Below are 17,596 nucleotides of genomic sequence, written 5' to 3' on the forward strand. Positions count from 1 at the left end.
GTTCCTGTTATGCGCCGAGGTTGGCAGGCAGCGGCGCTTTCAGCCACTCTTCCGACAGCTTGTTCAGCGTGCCGTCTTTAATACCCTGCTCAATCAGTGCGTTCACTTTCTCTTTCAGCGCTGGCTCATTCTTTTTCAGGCCGATAAAGCACGGTGAATCTTTCAGCATAAACTGCGGCACCGGGGCTTTTTCCGCGTTCTGGCGCGCAATCGCCGCGACCACCAGGTTACCGGTGGCGACATACTGCACCTGACCGGAGAGATAGGCGGACAGCGTGGTGTTGTTATCTTCGTAGCGCTTCACCTGAGCATCTTTCGGAGCAACATCACTCAGTACCATGTCCTCTACCGCACCGCGCGTCACGCCAATCGATTTACCGCTCAGCGCCGCCGCATCTTTCAGCGTCTCGCCTTTCGGGCCGAACACGCCGAGGAAGAACGGTGCGTAGGCGCGGCTGAAGTCGATCACTTTTTCGCGCTCGGCGTTTTTGCCCATGCTGGAGATCACCAGGTCAACCTTGTCGGTCTGCAGATACGGTACGCGGTTGGCGCTGGTCACCGGCACCAGCTGCAACTTCAGTTTCATCTGCTTCGCGAGGTATTTCGCCATGTCGATGTCATAGCCCTGCGGCTGCAAATCGGTACCGACCGAGCCAAACGGCGGGAAGTCCTGCGGCACCGCCACGCGAATCACGCCACGCTTCTGGATATCCTGCAGCTGATCGGCCATGGCGCTGCCTGCCTGCGCCAGCAGCAATGCTGCCCCTGCTACTGCCAGTAATACTTTGTTCATTATGCACCCCGGTGAGTTAATGGTGAAACAAAAGATTCTTGATAAATTGATTTGCAACTAATGTGCCAACCACAACGGGCAGCAAACGCAGCGGCTAAGCGGAGGATTTAAGGCGATTAAGGGCGCATCTTAACGGGGAGCACCCCGTTAGCAGACGCGATCAAAAAAGGTGCAAAGCACCAAAACGGTGCCCTTTAGCGGTGTTCCAGCTCGTCGAGCTGCTGGTAAAGATCGGCAATCTGATGGATGCGCTGACGCCCCTGCGACAGCATTTCGTGCAGCAGCGCGTTGGCCAGCAGGTTGATCAGGCTCATTGCCGAGGCGTAGCTGTCAAAGGCGGAAACGCTGTCGAGCGGTGCGCACAGCTGCCAGCGCGCCAGGGTGAGAATGCCCTGCGCCTGGGGTTCGCACAGCACCAGTACCGGGATGCCGCTCTGCTGCAGCTGCTGCATCAATGGACGGATGATGCGTGGCCGGCGGCGAAACGCCATCACCACCACCACATCTTCCGGCGTCATGTCCACCAACTCTTCGCCCAGCGTCTGGCCTGGCTGCGGCAACACCTGCACCTGGGCGCGCGCCTGCAACAGCTGCTGACGCAGGTGCAGCGCCACCGGATACGCGTTGCGCATCCCAATGATAAACACCCGCCGCGCGGTGCCCAGCGCAGCAATCACCTCGCTAAACTGCCGGGCGTCAATGCTGTTGACCCACTGCGTCAGGTTCGCCATCTCCTGCTTGTAATGACGCGACAGCAGCGTGTTGCCCTGCACCGCATCGCGGTTATCGGTCAGCGGCATTCCGCTCTGGCGCAGGGTGCGCAGCTCGTCACGCATGTCTTTGTATTTTTCATAGCCGAGGCGTTTGAACAGCCGGCTTACCGTGGCCTTTGATACGCCGCTGAGCCGCGCCAGCTCAGCGCTGTTATAGCTAATCAGATCATCAAAATGGTCAAACACAAAGTCAGCAATGCGCTGCTCCTGCGGCGACAGTTGCGGATAGTGACTGCGAAGGCGTTCATCGAGCTGTTTCATCATCGGTCCTGTAACTTTCGTTTCATCACAAGCTAGCATAAATCGATCCAGGCTGGCGTAACACCAAAACTGGAACGGCTCTTGCTTTACCATTGACACAGACTGGTAGCGGCGCAATTTGTTGCGCTTGTTTTCCCTATCCAGCGCGCTAAATCGCGCCGCTACAAAAGAATAATCCGGGAACAGTTCACTATGATTCAAAGCAATATGGCCCCGATGGGCATGGCGGTGACGCCACATCACCTTGCCAGCGAAAGCGCACTGGCAGTTCTGCGTGAAGGCGGCAACGCGCTGGAAGCCATGGTGGCCGCCGCGGCGACCATTGCGGTGGTTTACCCACACATGAATGGCCTCGGCGGCGACGGCTTCTGGCTGGTGGTGCCGCCCGGTGGCGATCCGATTGCTATCGATGCCAGCGGCGCCGCCGGTTCGCTGGCGCACCCCGACTTCTATCACGGTGAGAGCCATATTCCGCATCGCGGCCCTAAAGCGGCACTGACGGTCGCCGGCACCGTCAGCGGCTGGCAGGAAGCGCTGACGCTGGCGCACGAACTGGGCGCGACGCCGCTGCCGCTGAGCCGTTTGCTGCGCGATGCGATTCGCTATGCGGCCGATGGCATTCCGGTCACCGCCTCGCAGGCGGCAGCGACGGCGGCAAAACAGCATGAGCTGCAACATCAGCCCGGTTTTGCCGCCACCTTTCTGCCTGATGGCGCACCGCCCACCGCCGGCAGTCGTTTTACCCAGCCGGCGCTGGCGCAGACGCTGAGCGTGCTGAGCGAGCAAGGGCTGGAGAGCTTTTATCGCGGTGAGCTGGCGCACCATCTGGCGCGCGAAATGGGCGCGCTCGGCATGCCGATTACGCTGGACGATTTACACCGGCAGCGTGCCCGGCGCTGCACGCCGCTGCACCTCGCGCACAGCGAAGGCGATATCTGGAACATGACGCCGCCAACGCAGGGGCTGGTATCGCTGGCGATCCTCGGGATCACCGATCGTCTGGCGATGGCCGACGCCAGTGAAGCACAGACGGTGCACCGCATCGTTGAAGCCACCAAACAGGCCTTTGCCCTGCGTGATCAACACATCACCGATCCGCGTCACATGGCGATTGATGTGCAGTCGCTGCTGAATGCCGATCATCTCGGCACGCTGGCCGCGCAGGTGCAGGACGATCGCGCCGCGCCCTGGGGCACCGGACGCGGACCGGGCGATACCGTGTGGATGGGGGTGATGGACAGCAGCGGCCTGGCGGTCTCCTTTATCCAGAGCATTTACCACGAATTTGGCAGCGGCGTCGTGCTGCCCGGCACCGGTATTACCTGGCAAAACCGTGGCGCGGCGTTCAGCCTGCAGCCGGATCACCTGCTGACGCTGGCACCGGGCAAACAGCCGTTCCATACGCTCAATCCAGCGGCGGCACGCCTGAAAGATGGCCGCACGCTGGTGTACGGCTCGATGGGCGGTGATGGCCAGCCGCAAACCCAGGCGGCGATCTTTACCCGCTATGTCATTCAGGGCCAGCCGCTGCAGCAGGCGGTCAGCGCACCGCGCTGGCTGCTTGGCCGCACCTGGGGCCAATCCTCGGACTCCCTCAAGCTGGAGGCGCGCATCGCGCCTGAAACCGTGCAGCAACTGCGCGCGCTCGGTCATGAAGTCGAACTGCTGGCTGAATACAGTGAAGTGGTGGGCCACGCCGGCGCCATCGTCAGACACAACAATGGCATGCTGGAAGGCGCGTTTGATCCGCGCAGCAACGGCAGCGCTGCCGGTTTTTAACGGAGAAAATCATGAGTGCACAACCGGACTGGGCAACCTATATCGCCCAAATGGAGCAGATTCTGGCGCTGGAGCTGGACGACACGCGCCGCGCCGAGCTGCTAACGCAGTTTAACCGTATCGCCGCGATGGCGCAGCCGCTGATGGCGCTGCCGCTGGATGATCGCCTGGAAGTGGCGGGAGTATTTCATCCATGACGCTGGCAGCCTTATCGATAAGCCAGCTGCAGCAGGCACTGGCGCAGGGCGATCTCAGCGCGCGCGACATCGCACAACAGACGCTGGCTGCCATTGAACAGCATAACCCGGCCATTAACGCCTGGACCGCCGTCACCGCGCAGCGCATGCTGCGGGAAGCCGATCGGCTGGATCAGCAGCGTCAGCGCGGCGAGCCGCTGCCGGTGCTGGCTGGCATTCCCTATGCGGTAAAAAACCTGTTTGACGTCGCCGGTCACAGCACGCTTGCCGGTGCCAGCCTGTTCAGCGAGCGGCCGGTGGCGCAGCAGGATGCGTGGGCGGTCTCTAAGCTGCAGCAGAGCGGCGCGCTGCTCTCCGGCATGCTGAATATGGACGCCTACGCCTACGGCTTTACCACCGAGAACACCCATTATGGTGCCACCCGCAACCCGCGCGATCTGTCACGCGTGGCCGGCGGCTCGTCCGGCGGTTCCGCAGCGGCCGTCGCCGCCGGGCTGGTGCATTTTTCACTCGGCACCGACACCAACGGCTCGATTCGCGTGCCTGCTTCGCTGTGCGGCATTTTCGGCCTGAAACCCACCTTTGGTCGTCTGTCGCGCAGCGGCAGCCATCCGTTTGTCGCCAGCCTCGACCACATCGGTCCGTTTGCCCGCTCGGTGGAAGATTTGAGTCTGGTCTACGATGCGCTGCAGGGCGGCGACGCCAGCGATGCGTTTCAGGCGGCGCGGCCTGCGGAACCGGTCAGTGACAGGCTCTCTGCTGGCAGCGAAAAGCTGCGCAGCGCGGTGCTGGGCGGCTTTTTTGCTGACTGGTGCAGCGATGAGGCGCGCGCGGCGGTGGCGGTAGCGGCCCGCGCGCTCGGCGCGACAGAAGAAGTGACGCTGCCCCAGGCCGAACTGGCGCGCTCGGCCGCGTTTATCATGACCGCTGCGGAAGGCGGCAATCACTATCTGCCGGCGCTGCGCACCCAGCCAGAACGCTTTGAGCCGAATTCACGCGAACGCCTGCTGGCTGGCGCGATGCTGCCCGCCGCGTGGTATGTGCAGGCCCAGCGTTTCCGCCGTCACTTCCAGCAGCAGGTGCTGCCGCTGTTCGACCATTATGACGTGCTGATCGCCCCGGCCACGCCCTGTACCGCCACCACCATCGGCCAGGAAACCATTCACATCAACGGTCAGGATTTGCCGACACGCGCCAGCATGGGCATGCTCACGCAGCCGATTTCGTTCCTCGGCCTGCCGGTGTGTAGCGTACCGCTGCTCACCGCCAGCGGCTTACCGATTGGCCTGCAACTGATTGCTGCGCCGTTTAACGAACAGCTGGCGCTGCGCGCCGCCTGGGCACTGCAGCAGCAGGGTGTGACGCTGCCACAAACCTCTTTTATGGATGCCTGAAGATGACACCTGAACATATCGATCGTCCGGCGATACTGGCTGAAGTCACCGCCGCGTTTTACCGCTACGAGCAGGCGCTGGTGAGCAATGATGTCGCCGTGCTGGACGAGTTGTTCTGGCACGATGCGCGTACGGTGCGACTCGGTGCCGGAGAGAATCTGTACGGGATTGAGGAGATTCGCGCCTTTCGCGCGGCGCGTCCGTCAAAGGGGCTCGATCGCACGCTGCGCAATACGGTCATCACCACCTTTGGCGATGACTATGCGGTGTGCAGCACCGAGTTCACCCGCGAGGGCGTAGAGAAGATCGGCCGTCAGCAGCAGACCTGGGTACGGCTGCCGTGCGGCTGGCGCATCGTGGCGGCGCAGGTGAGTTTGATGAGCTGAGGCGGGCGCGAGTGTTGCCCTCTCCTGACAAGAGAGGGCAAAAACGACCTGACATCGGTGGAAAGTAAGGCCGCTTAGGCAGCCGGATGCGTCTTCATCCAGTGATCGGCAATCTGCTGACGCGTGCACACCCACACCTTGTCGTGCTGCTGAATATGGTCGAGGAAACGCTGCAGCGCGCGGAATTTCCCCGGACGCCCCAGCAGACGGCAGTGCATGCCAATCGACATCATCTTCGGCGCCGTCGCGCCCTCTTCATACAGCACATCAAAGGTATCGCGCAGATAGGTATAGAACTGCTCGGCGGTGTTGAATCCCTGCGGCGTGGCGAAGCGCATGTCGTTGCACTCCAGCGTATAGGGAATGATCAAATGCGGCTTCACCGTGCCGTCCTGACAGGTGACCTGCGTCCAGAACGGCAGATCGTCACCGTAGTAATCGCTGTCGTAGCTGAAGCCGCCCTGCTCGACCACCAGCCGCCGCGTATTGGGGCTGTCGCGCCCGGTATACCAGCCGGTGGGCGCTTTACCGAATAACTCGGTGAGCACGTCCACTGCCTGCTGCATGTGCTGACGCTCGGTTTTGGCATCCATCCCCTGATAGTGAATCCAGCGCCAGCCGTGGCTGACCACATCGTAATCGGCGGCTTTGATGGCCTCGACAATCTGCGGATGCCGCGCCAGCGCCATCGCGACGCCAAAGATGGTCAGCGGCAGGCCGCGCTGCTGAAACTCCTGATGGATGCGCCAGAAACCGGCACGCGAGCCGTACTCATACAGGGAATCCATCGACATGTGGCGATCGGCATAGCTGGCGGCACCGATGATGTCGGAGAGAAACTGCTCAGAGCCCGCGTCACCGTGCAGCACATTGTTTTCAGCGCCCTCTTCATAATTGAGCACGAACTGCACCGCCACCCGCGCCTCACCCGGCCACTGCGCGTGCGGCGGCTGGCCCGCATAGCCAATCAGATCGCGCGGATAATTTTTGTTGAAGCTGTACTCTTTCTTTTCAGATACATCACTCATTCTGCAAGTTCCTGTCATCAGTCCTCAACCAGCCCTTAGTTTAGGTGCTGAAATGCCGCGCTGAGCGGTTTTTTAATCGGGTAAGCCAGATCGCCGTGTTTGCTGGTACCAAAGCCCAGCGCCAGTAATGACTCGACCATTTTCACCGCCGCACTGACGCCATCAATCACCGGCAGGCCCAGCTCTTTGGTCAGATCCTGCGCCAGCGACGCCATGCCGCCGCAGCCCAGCACAATCGCGCCGCTGCCATCTTCACGTTTCGCCTGCAGGCAGCGCTCGCGCACTTTCTCCTGCGCGACGCCGCTGCCGTCTTCAAGCGCCAGCACCGGCAGATCAATAGCGTGCAGCGCGGCACAGTGATGGCTGAATCCGTACTGCTGCAGCAGATGGCGGGCGATCACCAGCGTGCGCGGCAGCGTGGTGACAATCGAAAAGCGCGTCGCCACCAGCGTCGCGGTGTGCATCGCCGCTTCGGCGATGCCAATCACCGGTCCGCTCGCCAGTTCGCGCGCCGCCAGCAGTCCCGGATCGCCAAAGCAGGCGATGATATGGCCGCTGACGCCCTGCTCTTTGCCGCGTTTTACCTGTTCCAGCACGCCCACCGCGGCAATCGCTTCATCAAAGTGTCCTTCAATGGAGGGCACGCCCTCGCTCGGGCACACCGCCACAATCTCCGTGCCAGGTGCGGCCACGGCGCGCGCCGCTGCACCGATGGTCGCCGTCATGGCGGCGCTGGTATTCGGGTTGATCACCTGGATCAGGCTCATGATGCCGCTCCTTTATGACCGGCAAATAACCGGGTGAAATCAGGCAGGGTTTCGCCGCTGCGTTCAAAGTGCAGGCTGGCGACGATATGTTCGAAGTGATGCTGCAGCGCCGTAGTTAACGCCGGCAGATCGTTTTGCCGCAGCAGATCCACCAGCCGATCGTGATGATCGCAACGACAGCCACGCTGCCACGGTGCACCGTAAGCGGCGATCACCAGTGAGGAGCGCTGCGTCAGGCGCGTCACCATGTCAGTCAGCACCTGGTTGCCGGAAATCGCCTGCAGCTGGATATGAAAAGCCGCAGACAGACGGATGGCGGCGGCCCCGTCATGCTGCTGGTGCGCCTGCTGCTCGTCGGCAATTAAGCCACTCAGCGCGGCGAGATGCGGCGGCTGCAGATGCGCCAGCACCGCCGGCAGGTTGGCGCACTCCAGCAGGCTGCGCGTGGCGAAGATGTCGCGCGCTTCCTCCACGCCCGGCGTCGCCACCTGTGCACCACGTCTGGGCGACAGGGTGATCATTTGCACCGCCGCGAGGCGCTGCAGCACCTTACGAATGCCGGTACGGCTGACGCCAAACACCTCCGACAGCGCCTCTTCCGGCAATTTGCTGCCCGGCGGCAGCTGGTGCTCCACGATGGCGTTCAGCAACGCCTGATAGATAGGTTCGTCTCTGTCATTCAGATCGGCAGCCGTTTTCAGGCCTGTTTCACTCTTCATTACCCGCTCCGGCAAGTGACTGTATGCAGACATCGTATACGTGAAATTCATTTTTTGTATACAAGAAATCAATTCTGGCCTGGATCCTGCAATACCGTTTCACGCTGTCATTATTTTTCCATGAAGTTAAGAGGAGCAGGTTTCATGCCAAATCATTCTGAAGTGACCTCTGCGGTGGCCTCTGAAGCCAACGCCCATTACAGCCCGCGTCTGTGTAACGACGACCTGGCGCCGACCCGCAACCAGAGCTGGTCGTGGTACAACATTTTTTCGTTCTGGATGTCGGACGTGCACAGCATGGGGGGTTATGTAGTGGCGGCCAGCTTCTTCACCCTCGGTCTGGCCAGCTGGCAGGTGCTGCTGTGTCTGCTGGTGGGAATTTGCATCGTGCAGCTGTGCGCTAACCTGGTGGCAAAGCCGAGCCAGATGGCCGGCGTGCCTTATGCGGTGATTTCGCGTCAGGCATTTGGCGTGTTCGGGGCCAACATCCCGGCGGTGATTCGCGGGCTGATCGCCTTCGCCTGGTACGGCATTCAGACCTATCTGGCGGCGAATGCGCTGATGCTGGTGCTGCTGAAGTTCTACCCGTCGTTAAGCAGCATGACGCAGAGCAGCTGGCTCGGCCTGTCGCAGCTTGGCTGGTGCTGTTTCGGCGTCATGTGGCTGCTGCAGGCGATGGTGTTCTGGCACGGCATGAGCGCGATTAAACGCTTTATCGATATCGCCGGTCCGGCGGTCTACGTGGTGATGGTGGCGCTGGCGGGCTGGATTGTATACAAAACCGGTTTTGACGGTATCTCCTTCACCCTGGCCAGTAAATCACTGAGCGCGGGCGAGCAAACCTGGCAGATGATTACCGCGACCGCGCTGGTGGTCTCTTATTTCTCCGGCCCGCTGCTCAACTTTGGTGACTTCTCGCGCTACGGCAAAAGCATGGGTGAGATTCGCCGCGGCAACCGCTGGGGCCTGCCGTTCAACTTCCTGCTGTTTTCGATTGTGACCGTGGTCATTGTCTCGGGTACTCAGTCGCTGTTTGGCAAAATGATCACCGATCCGATTGAAACCGTGAGCATGGTAGGCAACGATGTGGCGGTCGCTATCGGGCTGCTGACCATGATTACTGCCACCATCGGCATCAATATCGTGGCGAACTTCGTTTCACCAGCGTTTGATTTCTCTAACTGCTCACCGCAGAAGATCAGCTTCCGCGCCGGTGGCATGATTGCCGCCGTGGGTTCAGTGCTGTTGACGCCGTGGAATCTGTTCCAGTCGCCGGAGCTGATTCACTACACGCTGGATGTGCTGGGATCGTTTATCGGGCCGCTGTTTGGCATTCTGATCGCCGATTTCTACCTGATCAAACGCAGCAAGGTATACGTTGATGACCTGTTCAACGATACGCCAAAAGGCCGCTACTGGTACCGCGGCGGTTTCAATCCGAAAGCGATTGCTGCACTGCTGCCTTCCGTCGGCATTTGTCTGGTGATTAGCTTTATTCCGTCCCTGCACGCGGTGGCGAACTTCAGCTGGTTCATCGGCGTGGCGCTGGGCGCTGGCTGCTACCGCTGGCTGGCGCGTGCTGAACGTGAGGTGCCGCAAGCCACCTATCGTGCGGAAGTGGCGGTACAGAAGGATTAATGCGCTGGCGGTCGCCATGAATGGCGACCGTACACCAGATGGGTATGATTTAGAAAAGCAAAAAGCCGATGCATTGCTGCATCGGCTTCTTTAAAGAGATTGGCGGAACGGACGGGGCTCGAACCCGCGACCCCCTGCGTGACAGGCAGGTATTCTAACCAACTGAACTACCGCTCCGCGCTTTGTTCCCCGTCGGGAACGAGGCGCATATTAATGGCAGCCTCATCCCTCGTCAACGCTTTTTGCAGGGGAATCTCTCGTTTGCCGGTTTTTTCAGCTTAACGACGCTTTTCCACGCAAAATCAGCGGTTTCAGGCGCGCCACAGGCAGTTGCCGCCCTTCTTTTGCACCAGATCGAGCCGGCTCTCATGCGCCATTATCTCTTCATCGCTGGCGCTAACCACGCGCAGGCCGGCGCCCGGACGAACGATGCGCTGTATATGCTCACCTGCCACCTCATTGCTCTGCTCGCCTTCCATCGAAAACGCCAGCGAGGTCTGGCCGCCGGTCATGGTGAGGAACACTTCGGCCAGAATCTCGGCATCAAGCAAAGCGCCGTGCAGCGTACGTTTGCTGTTGTCGATCTCGAAACGGTTACACAGCGCATCCAGGCTGTTGCGCTTGCCCGGGAACATTTTACGCGCCATCGCCAGGCTATCGGTGATCTGACAGAAGGTTTCTGTCTTGCCGATGTCGCGCTGCAGCATGGAAAATTCGTAATCCATAAAGCCGATGTCGAACGAAGCGTTATGGATCACCAGCTCCGCGCCGCGAATATAATCGAGGAATTCGTCGGCGATTTGCGCAAAGGTCGGTTTATCGGCGAGGAATTCATCGGCAATACCGTGTACGCCGAACGCTTCCGGATCCACCAGCCGATCGGGCTTGAGATACATATGGAAGTTGTTGCCGGTCAGGCGACGGTTGATCACCTCAACCGCACCGATTTCAATGATGCGATGTCCTTCGTAATGCACCCCGATCATGTTCATGCCGGTGGTTTCGGTATCGAGGACGATCTGGCGGTTATTTGCAGTGCTCATAGGACTCGTTTTATGTCAGACTTGGCGTTTTGTCAGAAGGAAGTCTACCAGAGATGCGCAAACAGGTAGAAATATTCACCGATGGATCCTGCCTGGGCAATCCCGGTCCCGGCGGCTACGGCGCCATTCTTCGCTACCGCCAGCACGAGAAATTATTCAGCGCCGGCTATCGCCTTACTACCAATAATCGCATGGAGCTGATGGCGGCCATTGTGGCACTGGAAGCGCTGACCCAGCCGTGTGACGTGGTGCTCAGCACCGACAGCCAGTACGTGCGCCAGGGGATCACCAGCTGGATTCACAACTGGAAAAAGCGCGGCTGGAAAACCGCAGAAAAGAAGCCGGTGAAGAACGTTGATCTGTGGCAGCGACTCGACGCGGCGCTCAGCACTCATCAGATTCAGTGGGAGTGGGTAAAAGGCCATGCCGGTCATCCGGAGAACGAACGCTGTGATGAACTGGCACGCAGCGCTGCCGGCAATCCTTCCCTCGACGATATTGGCTATCAGGTTGAGTCCTGATCGCTGGCTTCACGAAACTGCCGCGTGGCATTGACCGCTGGCCGTAACTGGGTTTTGCCGGGCATCATCTTCACTTTGCCCGGCGTCAGCGGGAAGGTGCGCTTACGCGCAACCACGATATTCAGACAGCCCAGCGCCGGCAGGTGCGTGCTGATCATCTTGCCGCCCTGGCGGTGCCACGGCACCACCTGAAAGCGCGTACGATACACCACTTCATAGTTGAGTAAGCTCAGCCAGTCGAGCAGGCGCACCTGGCTGAACATCCGTCCGCTCCACGGTGCGCGGCGCTGTAATCCGGGCAGGCCTTTACTGATGCCCAGCAGGCTAAACGGATTGAAGCCGCTGATAATCATCCAGCCGTCATCAATCAGTACACGATCCACTTCGCGCAGTACGCGGTGCGGATCCTGGCTCCAGGCCAGCGTGTGCGCCAGCAGACAGGCATCTATCGATTTGGCTTCAAACGGCAACTGCGTTGCGCTGGCGATGACGTGCAGCCCATCGCCCTCATCGCCCACATTAACCTGATGCGATATGGCACACTGTCGGGTATTGATTTCTGCGCTGAGGCTGCCAATTTTAAGCATATGAAAGCCGTACAGCTTGCCGAGATACGGTTGCAGTTGCTGGGTTAACGCGTCGCGGAAATAGTCGCCCCAGGGCATATCCTGCCAGGAGCGCGGCGCAGTCAGGATTTGGCGTGTTTTCGCTGGCTTCATGCTCTACCATTTTCCTTTTTCTACGACCTGAGAGGTGTTTATGAATCTTACCAGTATTCCCGCGTTGCAGGATAACTACATCTGGACACTGAGCGATGAACAGGGGCACTGTCTGATCGTCGATCCGGGTGAAGCCCGACCGGTGCTGGAAAAAATTCACGCCAATCACTGGCAGCCGCAGGCCATTCTGCTGACCCATCATCATCGCGATCACGTGGGCGGCGTTAGCGAACTGCTGGAGCACTATCCACAACTTGAGGTTTATGGTCCGCAGGAGACCGCCGATAAAGGCGCGCGCACTATTCTCAGTGACGGTGATGAATTTACGCTGCTCGGGCTAAATTTCCGCGTCATCGCAACGCCTGGACACACTTTAGGACATATCTCATATTTCAGCTCACCTTATCTTTTCTGTGGCGATACGATGTTTTCGGGTGGCTGCGGACGACTGTTCGAAGGCACTGCGCAGCAAATGTTTGAGTCGTTTCAGGCGCTTAATCAACTTCCTGCCGATACGCTTATCTGCTGTGCGCATGAATACACTTTATCCAATATGAAGTTTGCTGCGGCTATTCTGCCTCAGGACCCGAAAATTTTGGCAAGGTATCAGCAAATTAAGGACTTACGCGCAGAAAATCGCATTACTTTGCCAACAAAACTGGCGCTGGAGCGTGAAATAAATTTATTCCTGCGTACGCAAGATCCTGATTTGCAAAAGGCTTTAGGCATTAATGTGTCGTCGGCTCCGTTATGGCTGACTTTTGCCGATCTACGCGAGAAGAAAGACCGTTTTTGATATTTCTGGTTGTGTTGTGCCGGTCGCTAACGTATAGTTGCTCGTCTTTTAAGCGAACTATTGACACACACATGAAGGCTAAAGCGATATTACTCGCCTCGGTCTTGCTGGTTGGATGTCAGGCATCAAGGAATGACGCCAGTATCCCGGTACAGCATGCACAGAGTCTGTCTTCAGCTGGTCAAGGTGAAAATGGAAAGTACGGAGATCGCTTGTTGTCGCCGCGCTGGCAAGATGATGGAACCAGCCTCGCAGAAGACACTGATCTCTGGAATCACATTAGTGACGAGTTGAAGATGGGGATTCCGGAAAACCCGCGAATCCGCGAACAAAAAACAAAGTACTTAAAAAATAAGAGCTATCTCCACGATGTAACATTACGGGCAGAGCCGTACATGTACTGGATTGTCGAGCAGATACAGAAACGTAAAATGCCGATGGAACTGGTACTGCTACCCATAGTGGAGAGCGCTTTTGACCCACACGCAACCTCTTCTGCGAATGCCGCTGGCATCTGGCAGATCGTTGCGCAAACGGGCAAAAACTATGGTTTGAAACAGAACCAATGGTACGACGGACGCCGCGATGTGGTGGCCTCAACCAAAGTTGCGCTGGATATGATGCAGCGTCTGAACGGCATGTTTGACGGTGACTGGTTACTGACCATCGCCGCCTATAACAGCGGTGAAGGACGTGTGCTGAAGGCGATGAAACAGAACAAGGCGCGCGGTAAGCCGACCGACTTCTGGCATTTATCGCTGCCACGCGAGACCACGGTTTACGTACCTAAAATGCTGGCCCTGAGTGATATTCTCAAGAACAGCAAGCGTTACGGTATTAAGCTGCCAACCGCCAATGAGAGCCGTGCACTGGCTCGCGTTGAAGTGGGACAGCAGATTGAACTGACGCAGGCCGCAGATATGGCCGGTATGTCGCTCAGCAAGCTGAAGACATTCAATGCCGGGTATAAAAACGGCACCACCGCGCCAAACGGACCGCACTATATTATGGTGCCAAAGTCCAACGTGGCTCAGCTGCGCAATTCGCTGGCTTCCGGTGATATTGCTGCGGTACAGCCCGGCGAGCTGGCGAAAGTCAGCGCTGCAGGCAATAGCTATAAGGTCCGCAAAGGCGACACCTTATCGGGCATTGCCAGTAAGCTTGGTGTGAGCGTTAGTGCACTGAAGCAGCAGAATAACCTGCGCAGCGCGTCAGTACGCATCGGTCAGACACTGACCGTTGGCAGCAAAGCTGGCGCGTCGCAGCTGGCGGATAACGGCAACAGCATCACCTACCGTGTACGTAAGGGTGATTCTTTTGCCAGTATCGCCAAACGTCACGGTGTTAACACCAAAGACGTGATGCGCTGGAACAGTGACGCTAAAGACATTCAGCCCGGCGACAAGCTGACGCTGTTTGTGAAGAATAGCGCAACACCTGATACCTGATGCACCGAAAAGGCTGACTTTTGTCAGCCTTTTTCATTATTTACCTTTTCCCTTTCCCGCAGTCAGACACACTCACGCGTAAACCTCGTTAATTTCGCCGTTGCGCCATGCCTGTAGCGGTCTGAAGTGGTTTATTGAGCAGGATGCGGCTTCAGCGCTGTGAATCATTCGCCTTTGGCGCGCCGCACTTGGCTTAACGTTTAGTCGCGCCGGGACTGAATTCAACCAGCAGAGGATTATGGTCAGAGGCACGCGTCACCAGCACCGACGCCTCGCTGACTTTCATGTCGCGGTAAAAGACAAAGTCCAGCGGGCGGCCAAAGGCCTTGCGCCGATGATCATCAGTAAAGTTTACTTCGCGCAGCACCATCTCACGGGCAAAGCGGTAGAGCGCATTCATACGCTGGCGGCTCCAGGCATTGAAGTCGCCGGCCATGATCACCGGCCCGCGATGATGCTGGATTTGCTCGCCAATCGGCCCCAGCTGTTTGCTGTACACATCAACGCCGAGGCTGAAATTGACCGCATGAATGTTCACCACCATCAGCATTTCGCCGGTGGGAAGCGGATAGGCAGTGACCAGAGCGGATTTAGACAGCCTCAGTAGCGGCTCACGTTCACGCAGCGGACAGCAGTAGACCGGATGGGCAGAAGCCAGCGTCATGACGCCAGAGGGGTGTTGTGGCAGCACAAAGGCCGGTACCTGATCGGCCGCCAGATAATTACTGGTGGCGAACTGCACCAGTTCCGGTGTGGTCTGCGCCTCCTGCAGCAGTACCAGATGGGCATCTTTACCGAAGCCCTGCAGTACTGACATCCAGTCTGCCCGCTGCTGTTTGAAGATATTCCACACCAGCACGCGCAGGGTTGGGTCGGCTGGCAGCGGTGCACCGGGCGGTAACGCCTGCCCAAGATGCAGCATCGCCCCTGGCGGAAAAATCCGCTCAGCAGGCTGACCTGCTACATACCGCATTGCATAAGTTTTTTTTCGCACTGTCCCGCCTGGCTGATTTACGACTACAACTTCACCTGACTGTTATAGGGATTTTAGCGCGGGGTTTCAATTGCTGTTATTGATTGTCGGAATTCGCCTCACAGCCAGCAACGGCAACAGCCCGCCATGCGGCAGGCTGTTGTGTGGCTTATTCAATGATGGCTGCCGCGCGTGGCTTATCCAGCTGGCCGCTGAGGCGGACCAGCAGCAGAGCCGCAAACACGATGACGGCACCCACCCATGGCGTCTGCGCCAGACCGTAATGTTCCACGATGTGACCGCCGACGGTTGAACCCAGTGCGATGCCAATATTAAAGGCCGCGATATTCAGCCCGGACGCGACATCAACTGCGCCTGGCGCATAGTGTTCGGCCTTTTGCACCACGTAAACCTGCAGGCCCGGTACGTTAGCAAAGGCAAAGACGCCCATCACCAGCACCGTGAGCAGCGCGGGGTAATGCATGCTGGCGGTGAACTGAAATACCACTAACAGAATGGCCAGCGCGATAAAAATCAGCGTCAGCGCCGGTACCGCCCCGCGGCGATCGGCGAGCCTGCCGCCCCAGATATTCCCGATCGCCACCGCAATACCGTACCCCAGCAGCACGCCGCTGACGGCGGTCGGCGAGAAACCGGCCAGTGACTGCATCATCGGTGCCAGGAAGGTAAAGGTGGTAAAGATGCCACCGTAGCCCAGCGCAGTAATCGCGTAAATCAGCAGCAAACGCGGATTAATCATCACCGCGGCCTGTTGTGCCAGGGAGGTGGCAGGCGGCTGTGCGATGTTACGCGGTACCAGTATCATACTGCTGACCAGTGCAATCACACCCAGCAGAGAGACCGCCAGAAAACTTTCACGCCAGCCAAAATGCTGACCAATCAGTGTGCCAAGTGGTACGCCGGTGACCAGCGCCACGGTTAAGCCGCCAAACATGATGGCTATCGCACTGGCAGCCTTTTCTTTGCTTACCAGGCTGGTCGCAATGGTTGAGCCGACGGAGAAGAAAACGCCGTGCGCCAGTCCGGTCAGCAGACGCGCCATCACCAGCGTTTCATAGTTGGGTGCCAGCCAGGCCACCAGATTACCGACGGTAAACAGCGCCATCAGACCCATCAGCAACTGCTTGCGCGGCAGCTTGCCGGTTAAGGCGGTCAGCACTGGCGCGCCGACGGCCACGCCAAGCGCGTAGATGGATACCAGCATCCCGGCAGAAGGTAACGTAATGCTGAGCTGTTCAGCGATGGTCGGAATCAGCCCGACGATAACAAACTCGGTGGTTCCGATAGCGAAGGCGCTGATGGTCAGCGCCCAGAGTGCAAGTGGCATGGTTGACTCCCAATAATGTTTTGATGGGCGCCATTATCGACTCGTGCTTTAATAACAAAAAGAAGCAAAGTAACAATAAACTTTTGCCTGAGGAGGCATAATGAAGGCATCTTCAGAGGAGTTAAAAGTCTTTATCGCTGTGGTAGAAAGCGGCAGTTTTAGCCGTGCAGCGGAGCAGTTACAGATGGCCAATTCAGCGGTGAGCCGCACGGTGAAGAAGCTGGAGAACAAGCTTGGCGTGTCGCTGCTGACGCGTACCACCCGTCAGCTGGCGCTGACTTATGAAGGCGAACTCTATTTCCGGCGCGTGCAGAAGCTGATCCTTGAGATGGCGACAGCAGAGAATGAGCTGATTGAGCGCCAGCAGGCGCCACAGGGCGTGCTGCGCATCGACGCGGCTACACCGGTGATCCTTAACCTGCTGATGCCGATGATTAAACCCTTTCGCGAGCGCTATCCGGCGGTCACGCTATCGCTAATCTCCTCTGAAAGCTTTATTAACCTGATCGATCGTAAAGTGGATGTCGCTATTCGTGCCGGGGATTTAACCGACTCCACGCTGCGTGCCCGGCTGCTGTTCACCAGCTATCGTAAAATGGTCGCTACGCCAGCTTATCTGGCGAAATATGGTACGCCGGCGTCGGTGGAGGCGCTGGCACATCATCAGTGCCTCGGTTTTGTCGAGACGCCTCGTCTTAATCGCTGGCCCGTGTCGGCCAATGGCAGCGATCTGTATGAAATTGACGCGGCGATGTCATCAAACAGCGGAGAGACGATTAAGCAGCTGTGCCTTAACGATCAGGGTATCGCCTGTCTGTCGGACTTCATGGTGAATGCGGAAATTGCGGCGGGCACTTTTGTTGAGGTGCTGGCGCACCAGTCGGTACCGGTTGAGATGCCTTTTAATGCGGTGTATTACAGCGATTTAGGGGTGAGCCAGCGCGTGCGGGCCTTTATTGATTTTCTCAGCGAGTGGGTCAGAGATCAGCCCTGGCGCGTGCAGGGCTGATGCA

General features: G+C 58.4%; 17 protein-coding genes, 1 tRNA gene and 1 pseudogene. 9 read left to right on the forward strand and 10 right to left on the reverse strand.

Features of this window, described 5'->3' with window-relative positions:
• Positions 1-7 precede the first annotated feature (7 nt).
• Positions 8-793 carry a transporter substrate-binding domain-containing protein gene (locus C1N56_RS15330; RefSeq protein ID WP_031279673.1) on the reverse strand — a complete coding sequence of 262 codons (786 nt, stop codon included), beginning with the start codon at positions 791-793 and terminating at the stop codon, positions 8-10.
• A gap of 194 nt (positions 794-987) precedes the next feature.
• Complete coding sequence (gene hpxU, locus C1N56_RS15335; protein ID WP_058758024.1) at positions 988-1,827, reverse strand: MurR/RpiR family transcriptional regulator HpxU; 840 nt, start codon at positions 1,825-1,827, stop codon at positions 988-990.
• Positions 1,828-2,019: 192 nt separating this feature from the next.
• Between hpxU and C1N56_RS15340 the strand changes: the two genes are divergently transcribed.
• From C1N56_RS15340 to hpxZ, 4 genes are read left to right on the forward strand one after another with little or no spacing between them, the layout of a single operon-like run.
• Complete coding sequence (locus tag C1N56_RS15340) at positions 2,020-3,606, forward strand: gamma-glutamyltransferase family protein (protein WP_141496655.1); 1,587 nt, start codon at positions 2,020-2,022, stop codon at positions 3,604-3,606.
• An 11-nt stretch (positions 3,607-3,617) separates the two neighbouring features.
• Positions 3,618-3,803: an oxalurate catabolism protein HpxX gene (hpxX, locus tag C1N56_RS15345; RefSeq protein ID WP_010616983.1), complete on the forward strand. Its 186-nt coding sequence runs from the start codon at positions 3,618-3,620 to the stop codon at positions 3,801-3,803.
• Entirely contained in the window at positions 3,800-5,197 is a 1,398-nt protein-coding gene (locus C1N56_RS15350; RefSeq protein WP_058776025.1) for an AtzE family amidohydrolase, read from the forward strand. Before hpxX ends, C1N56_RS15350 begins: the two co-directional genes overlap by 4 nt.
• Before the next feature lie 2 nt (positions 5,198-5,199).
• On the forward strand, positions 5,200-5,583 hold the full coding sequence (hpxZ, locus tag C1N56_RS15355; protein WP_058758028.1) for an oxalurate catabolism protein HpxZ: 384 nt from the start codon (positions 5,200-5,202) through the stop codon (positions 5,581-5,583).
• A 74-nt stretch (positions 5,584-5,657) separates the two neighbouring features.
• Here hpxZ and puuE read toward each other — a convergent pair whose 3' ends face one another.
• The 3 genes from puuE to C1N56_RS15370 are packed head-to-tail and all read right to left on the reverse strand — an operon-like array spanning position 5,658 to position 8,097.
• A complete protein-coding gene (gene puuE, locus C1N56_RS15360) occupies positions 5,658-6,611 on the reverse strand; it encodes an allantoinase PuuE (protein ID WP_021507302.1) in 954 nt (317 codons plus the stop codon).
• A 35-nt stretch (positions 6,612-6,646) separates the two neighbouring features.
• Positions 6,647-7,378, reverse strand: coding sequence for an allantoin racemase (gene hpxA / locus C1N56_RS15365; RefSeq protein WP_021507303.1), 732 nt, complete (start codon positions 7,376-7,378; stop codon positions 6,647-6,649).
• Entirely contained in the window at positions 7,375-8,097 is a 723-nt protein-coding gene (locus C1N56_RS15370) for a GntR family transcriptional regulator (protein WP_058769324.1), read from the reverse strand. Before C1N56_RS15370 ends, hpxA begins: the two co-directional genes overlap by 4 nt.
• 144 nt (positions 8,098-8,241) lie before the next feature.
• Between C1N56_RS15370 and C1N56_RS15375 the strand changes: the two genes are divergently transcribed.
• Positions 8,242-9,735: an NCS1 family nucleobase:cation symporter-1 gene (locus tag C1N56_RS15375; RefSeq protein ID WP_021507305.1), complete on the forward strand. Its 1,494-nt coding sequence runs from the start codon at positions 8,242-8,244 to the stop codon at positions 9,733-9,735.
• 100 nt (positions 9,736-9,835) lie between these two features.
• On the opposite strand, the gene C1N56_RS15380 is transcribed toward C1N56_RS15375, so the two are convergent.
• Positions 9,836-9,912: transfer RNA gene (locus C1N56_RS15380), tRNA-Asp, on the reverse strand.
• A 134-nt stretch (positions 9,913-10,046) separates the two neighbouring features.
• Entirely contained in the window at positions 10,047-10,778 is a 732-nt protein-coding gene (dnaQ, locus tag C1N56_RS15385) for a DNA polymerase III subunit epsilon (RefSeq protein WP_211726393.1), read from the reverse strand.
• On the opposite strand from dnaQ, the pseudogene rnhA reads away from it, so the two are divergent.
• Positions 10,732-11,299, forward strand: a pseudogene (gene rnhA, locus C1N56_RS15390) (ribonuclease HI). The gene dnaQ and the pseudogene rnhA overlap by 47 nt on opposite strands.
• Here the strand turns inward: rnhA and C1N56_RS15395 are convergent.
• Positions 11,284-12,018 carry a class I SAM-dependent methyltransferase gene (locus tag C1N56_RS15395; protein WP_021507307.1) on the reverse strand — a complete coding sequence of 245 codons (735 nt, stop codon included), beginning with the start codon at positions 12,016-12,018 and terminating at the stop codon, positions 11,284-11,286. The pseudogene rnhA and the gene C1N56_RS15395 sit on opposite strands and share 16 nt — an antisense overlap.
• Before the next feature lie 40 nt (positions 12,019-12,058).
• Between C1N56_RS15395 and gloB the strand changes: the two genes are divergently transcribed.
• Entirely contained in the window at positions 12,059-12,814 is a 756-nt protein-coding gene (gloB, locus tag C1N56_RS15400) for a hydroxyacylglutathione hydrolase (RefSeq protein WP_211726394.1), read from the forward strand.
• A gap of 71 nt (positions 12,815-12,885) precedes the next feature.
• Positions 12,886-14,262, forward strand: coding sequence for a murein transglycosylase D (mltD, locus tag C1N56_RS15405; RefSeq protein ID WP_031279674.1), 1,377 nt, complete (start codon positions 12,886-12,888; stop codon positions 14,260-14,262).
• A 193-nt stretch (positions 14,263-14,455) separates the two neighbouring features.
• Here mltD and C1N56_RS15410 read toward each other — a convergent pair whose 3' ends face one another.
• Together C1N56_RS15410 and C1N56_RS15415 are read right to left on the reverse strand one after the other, a co-directional pair.
• Complete coding sequence (locus C1N56_RS15410; protein WP_394516845.1) at positions 14,456-15,256, reverse strand: endonuclease/exonuclease/phosphatase family protein; 801 nt, start codon at positions 15,254-15,256, stop codon at positions 14,456-14,458.
• Between the two features lie 148 nt (positions 15,257-15,404).
• Positions 15,405-16,583, reverse strand: coding sequence for an MFS transporter (locus C1N56_RS15415; RefSeq protein WP_058758033.1), 1,179 nt, complete (start codon positions 16,581-16,583; stop codon positions 15,405-15,407).
• Positions 16,584-16,683: 100 nt separating this feature from the next.
• Between C1N56_RS15415 and yafC the strand changes: the two genes are divergently transcribed.
• Complete coding sequence (gene yafC, locus C1N56_RS15420) at positions 16,684-17,592, forward strand: DNA-binding transcriptional regulator YafC (RefSeq protein ID WP_125310440.1); 909 nt, start codon at positions 16,684-16,686, stop codon at positions 17,590-17,592.
• Positions 17,593-17,596: the final 4 nt, after the last annotated feature.

The organism is Pantoea sp. SGAir0175, from assembly GCF_043547855.1.

Bases quoted from the DNA above. Each gene is read 5' to 3' on its own strand.
- hpxZ (WP_058758028.1), top strand. From the start codon at position 5,200: ATGACACCTGAACATATCGATCGTCCGGCGATACTGGCTGAAGTCACC.
- C1N56_RS15370 (WP_058769324.1), bottom strand. From the start codon at position 8,097: ATGAAGAGTGAAACAGGCCTGAAAACGGCTGCCGATCTGAATGACAGA.
- puuE (WP_021507302.1), bottom strand. From the start codon at position 6,611: ATGAGTGATGTATCTGAAAAGAAAGAGTACAGCTTCAACAAAAATTAT.
- hpxX (WP_010616983.1), top strand. From the start codon at position 3,618: ATGAGTGCACAACCGGACTGGGCAACCTATATCGCCCAAATGGAGCAG.
- C1N56_RS15395 (WP_021507307.1), bottom strand. From the start codon at position 12,018: ATGAAGCCAGCGAAAACACGCCAAATCCTGACTGCGCCGCGCTCCTGG.
- C1N56_RS15415 (WP_058758033.1), bottom strand. From the start codon at position 16,583: ATGCCACTTGCACTCTGGGCGCTGACCATCAGCGCCTTCGCTATCGGA.
- yafC (WP_125310440.1), top strand. From the start codon at position 16,684: ATGAAGGCATCTTCAGAGGAGTTAAAAGTCTTTATCGCTGTGGTAGAA.
- C1N56_RS15330 (WP_031279673.1), bottom strand. From the start codon at position 793: ATGAACAAAGTATTACTGGCAGTAGCAGGGGCAGCATTGCTGCTGGCG.
- gloB (WP_211726394.1), top strand. From the start codon at position 12,059: ATGAATCTTACCAGTATTCCCGCGTTGCAGGATAACTACATCTGGACA.
- hpxA (WP_021507303.1), bottom strand. From the start codon at position 7,378: ATGAGCCTGATCCAGGTGATCAACCCGAATACCAGCGCCGCCATGACG.
- C1N56_RS15350 (WP_058776025.1), top strand. From the start codon at position 3,800: ATGACGCTGGCAGCCTTATCGATAAGCCAGCTGCAGCAGGCACTGGCG.
- C1N56_RS15340 (WP_141496655.1), top strand. From the start codon at position 2,020: ATGATTCAAAGCAATATGGCCCCGATGGGCATGGCGGTGACGCCACAT.
- C1N56_RS15375 (WP_021507305.1), top strand. From the start codon at position 8,242: ATGCCAAATCATTCTGAAGTGACCTCTGCGGTGGCCTCTGAAGCCAAC.
- mltD (WP_031279674.1), top strand. From the start codon at position 12,886: ATGAAGGCTAAAGCGATATTACTCGCCTCGGTCTTGCTGGTTGGATGT.
- dnaQ (WP_211726393.1), bottom strand. From the start codon at position 10,778: ATGAGCACTGCAAATAACCGCCAGATCGTCCTCGATACCGAAACCACC.
- hpxU (WP_058758024.1), bottom strand. From the start codon at position 1,827: ATGAAACAGCTCGATGAACGCCTTCGCAGTCACTATCCGCAACTGTCG.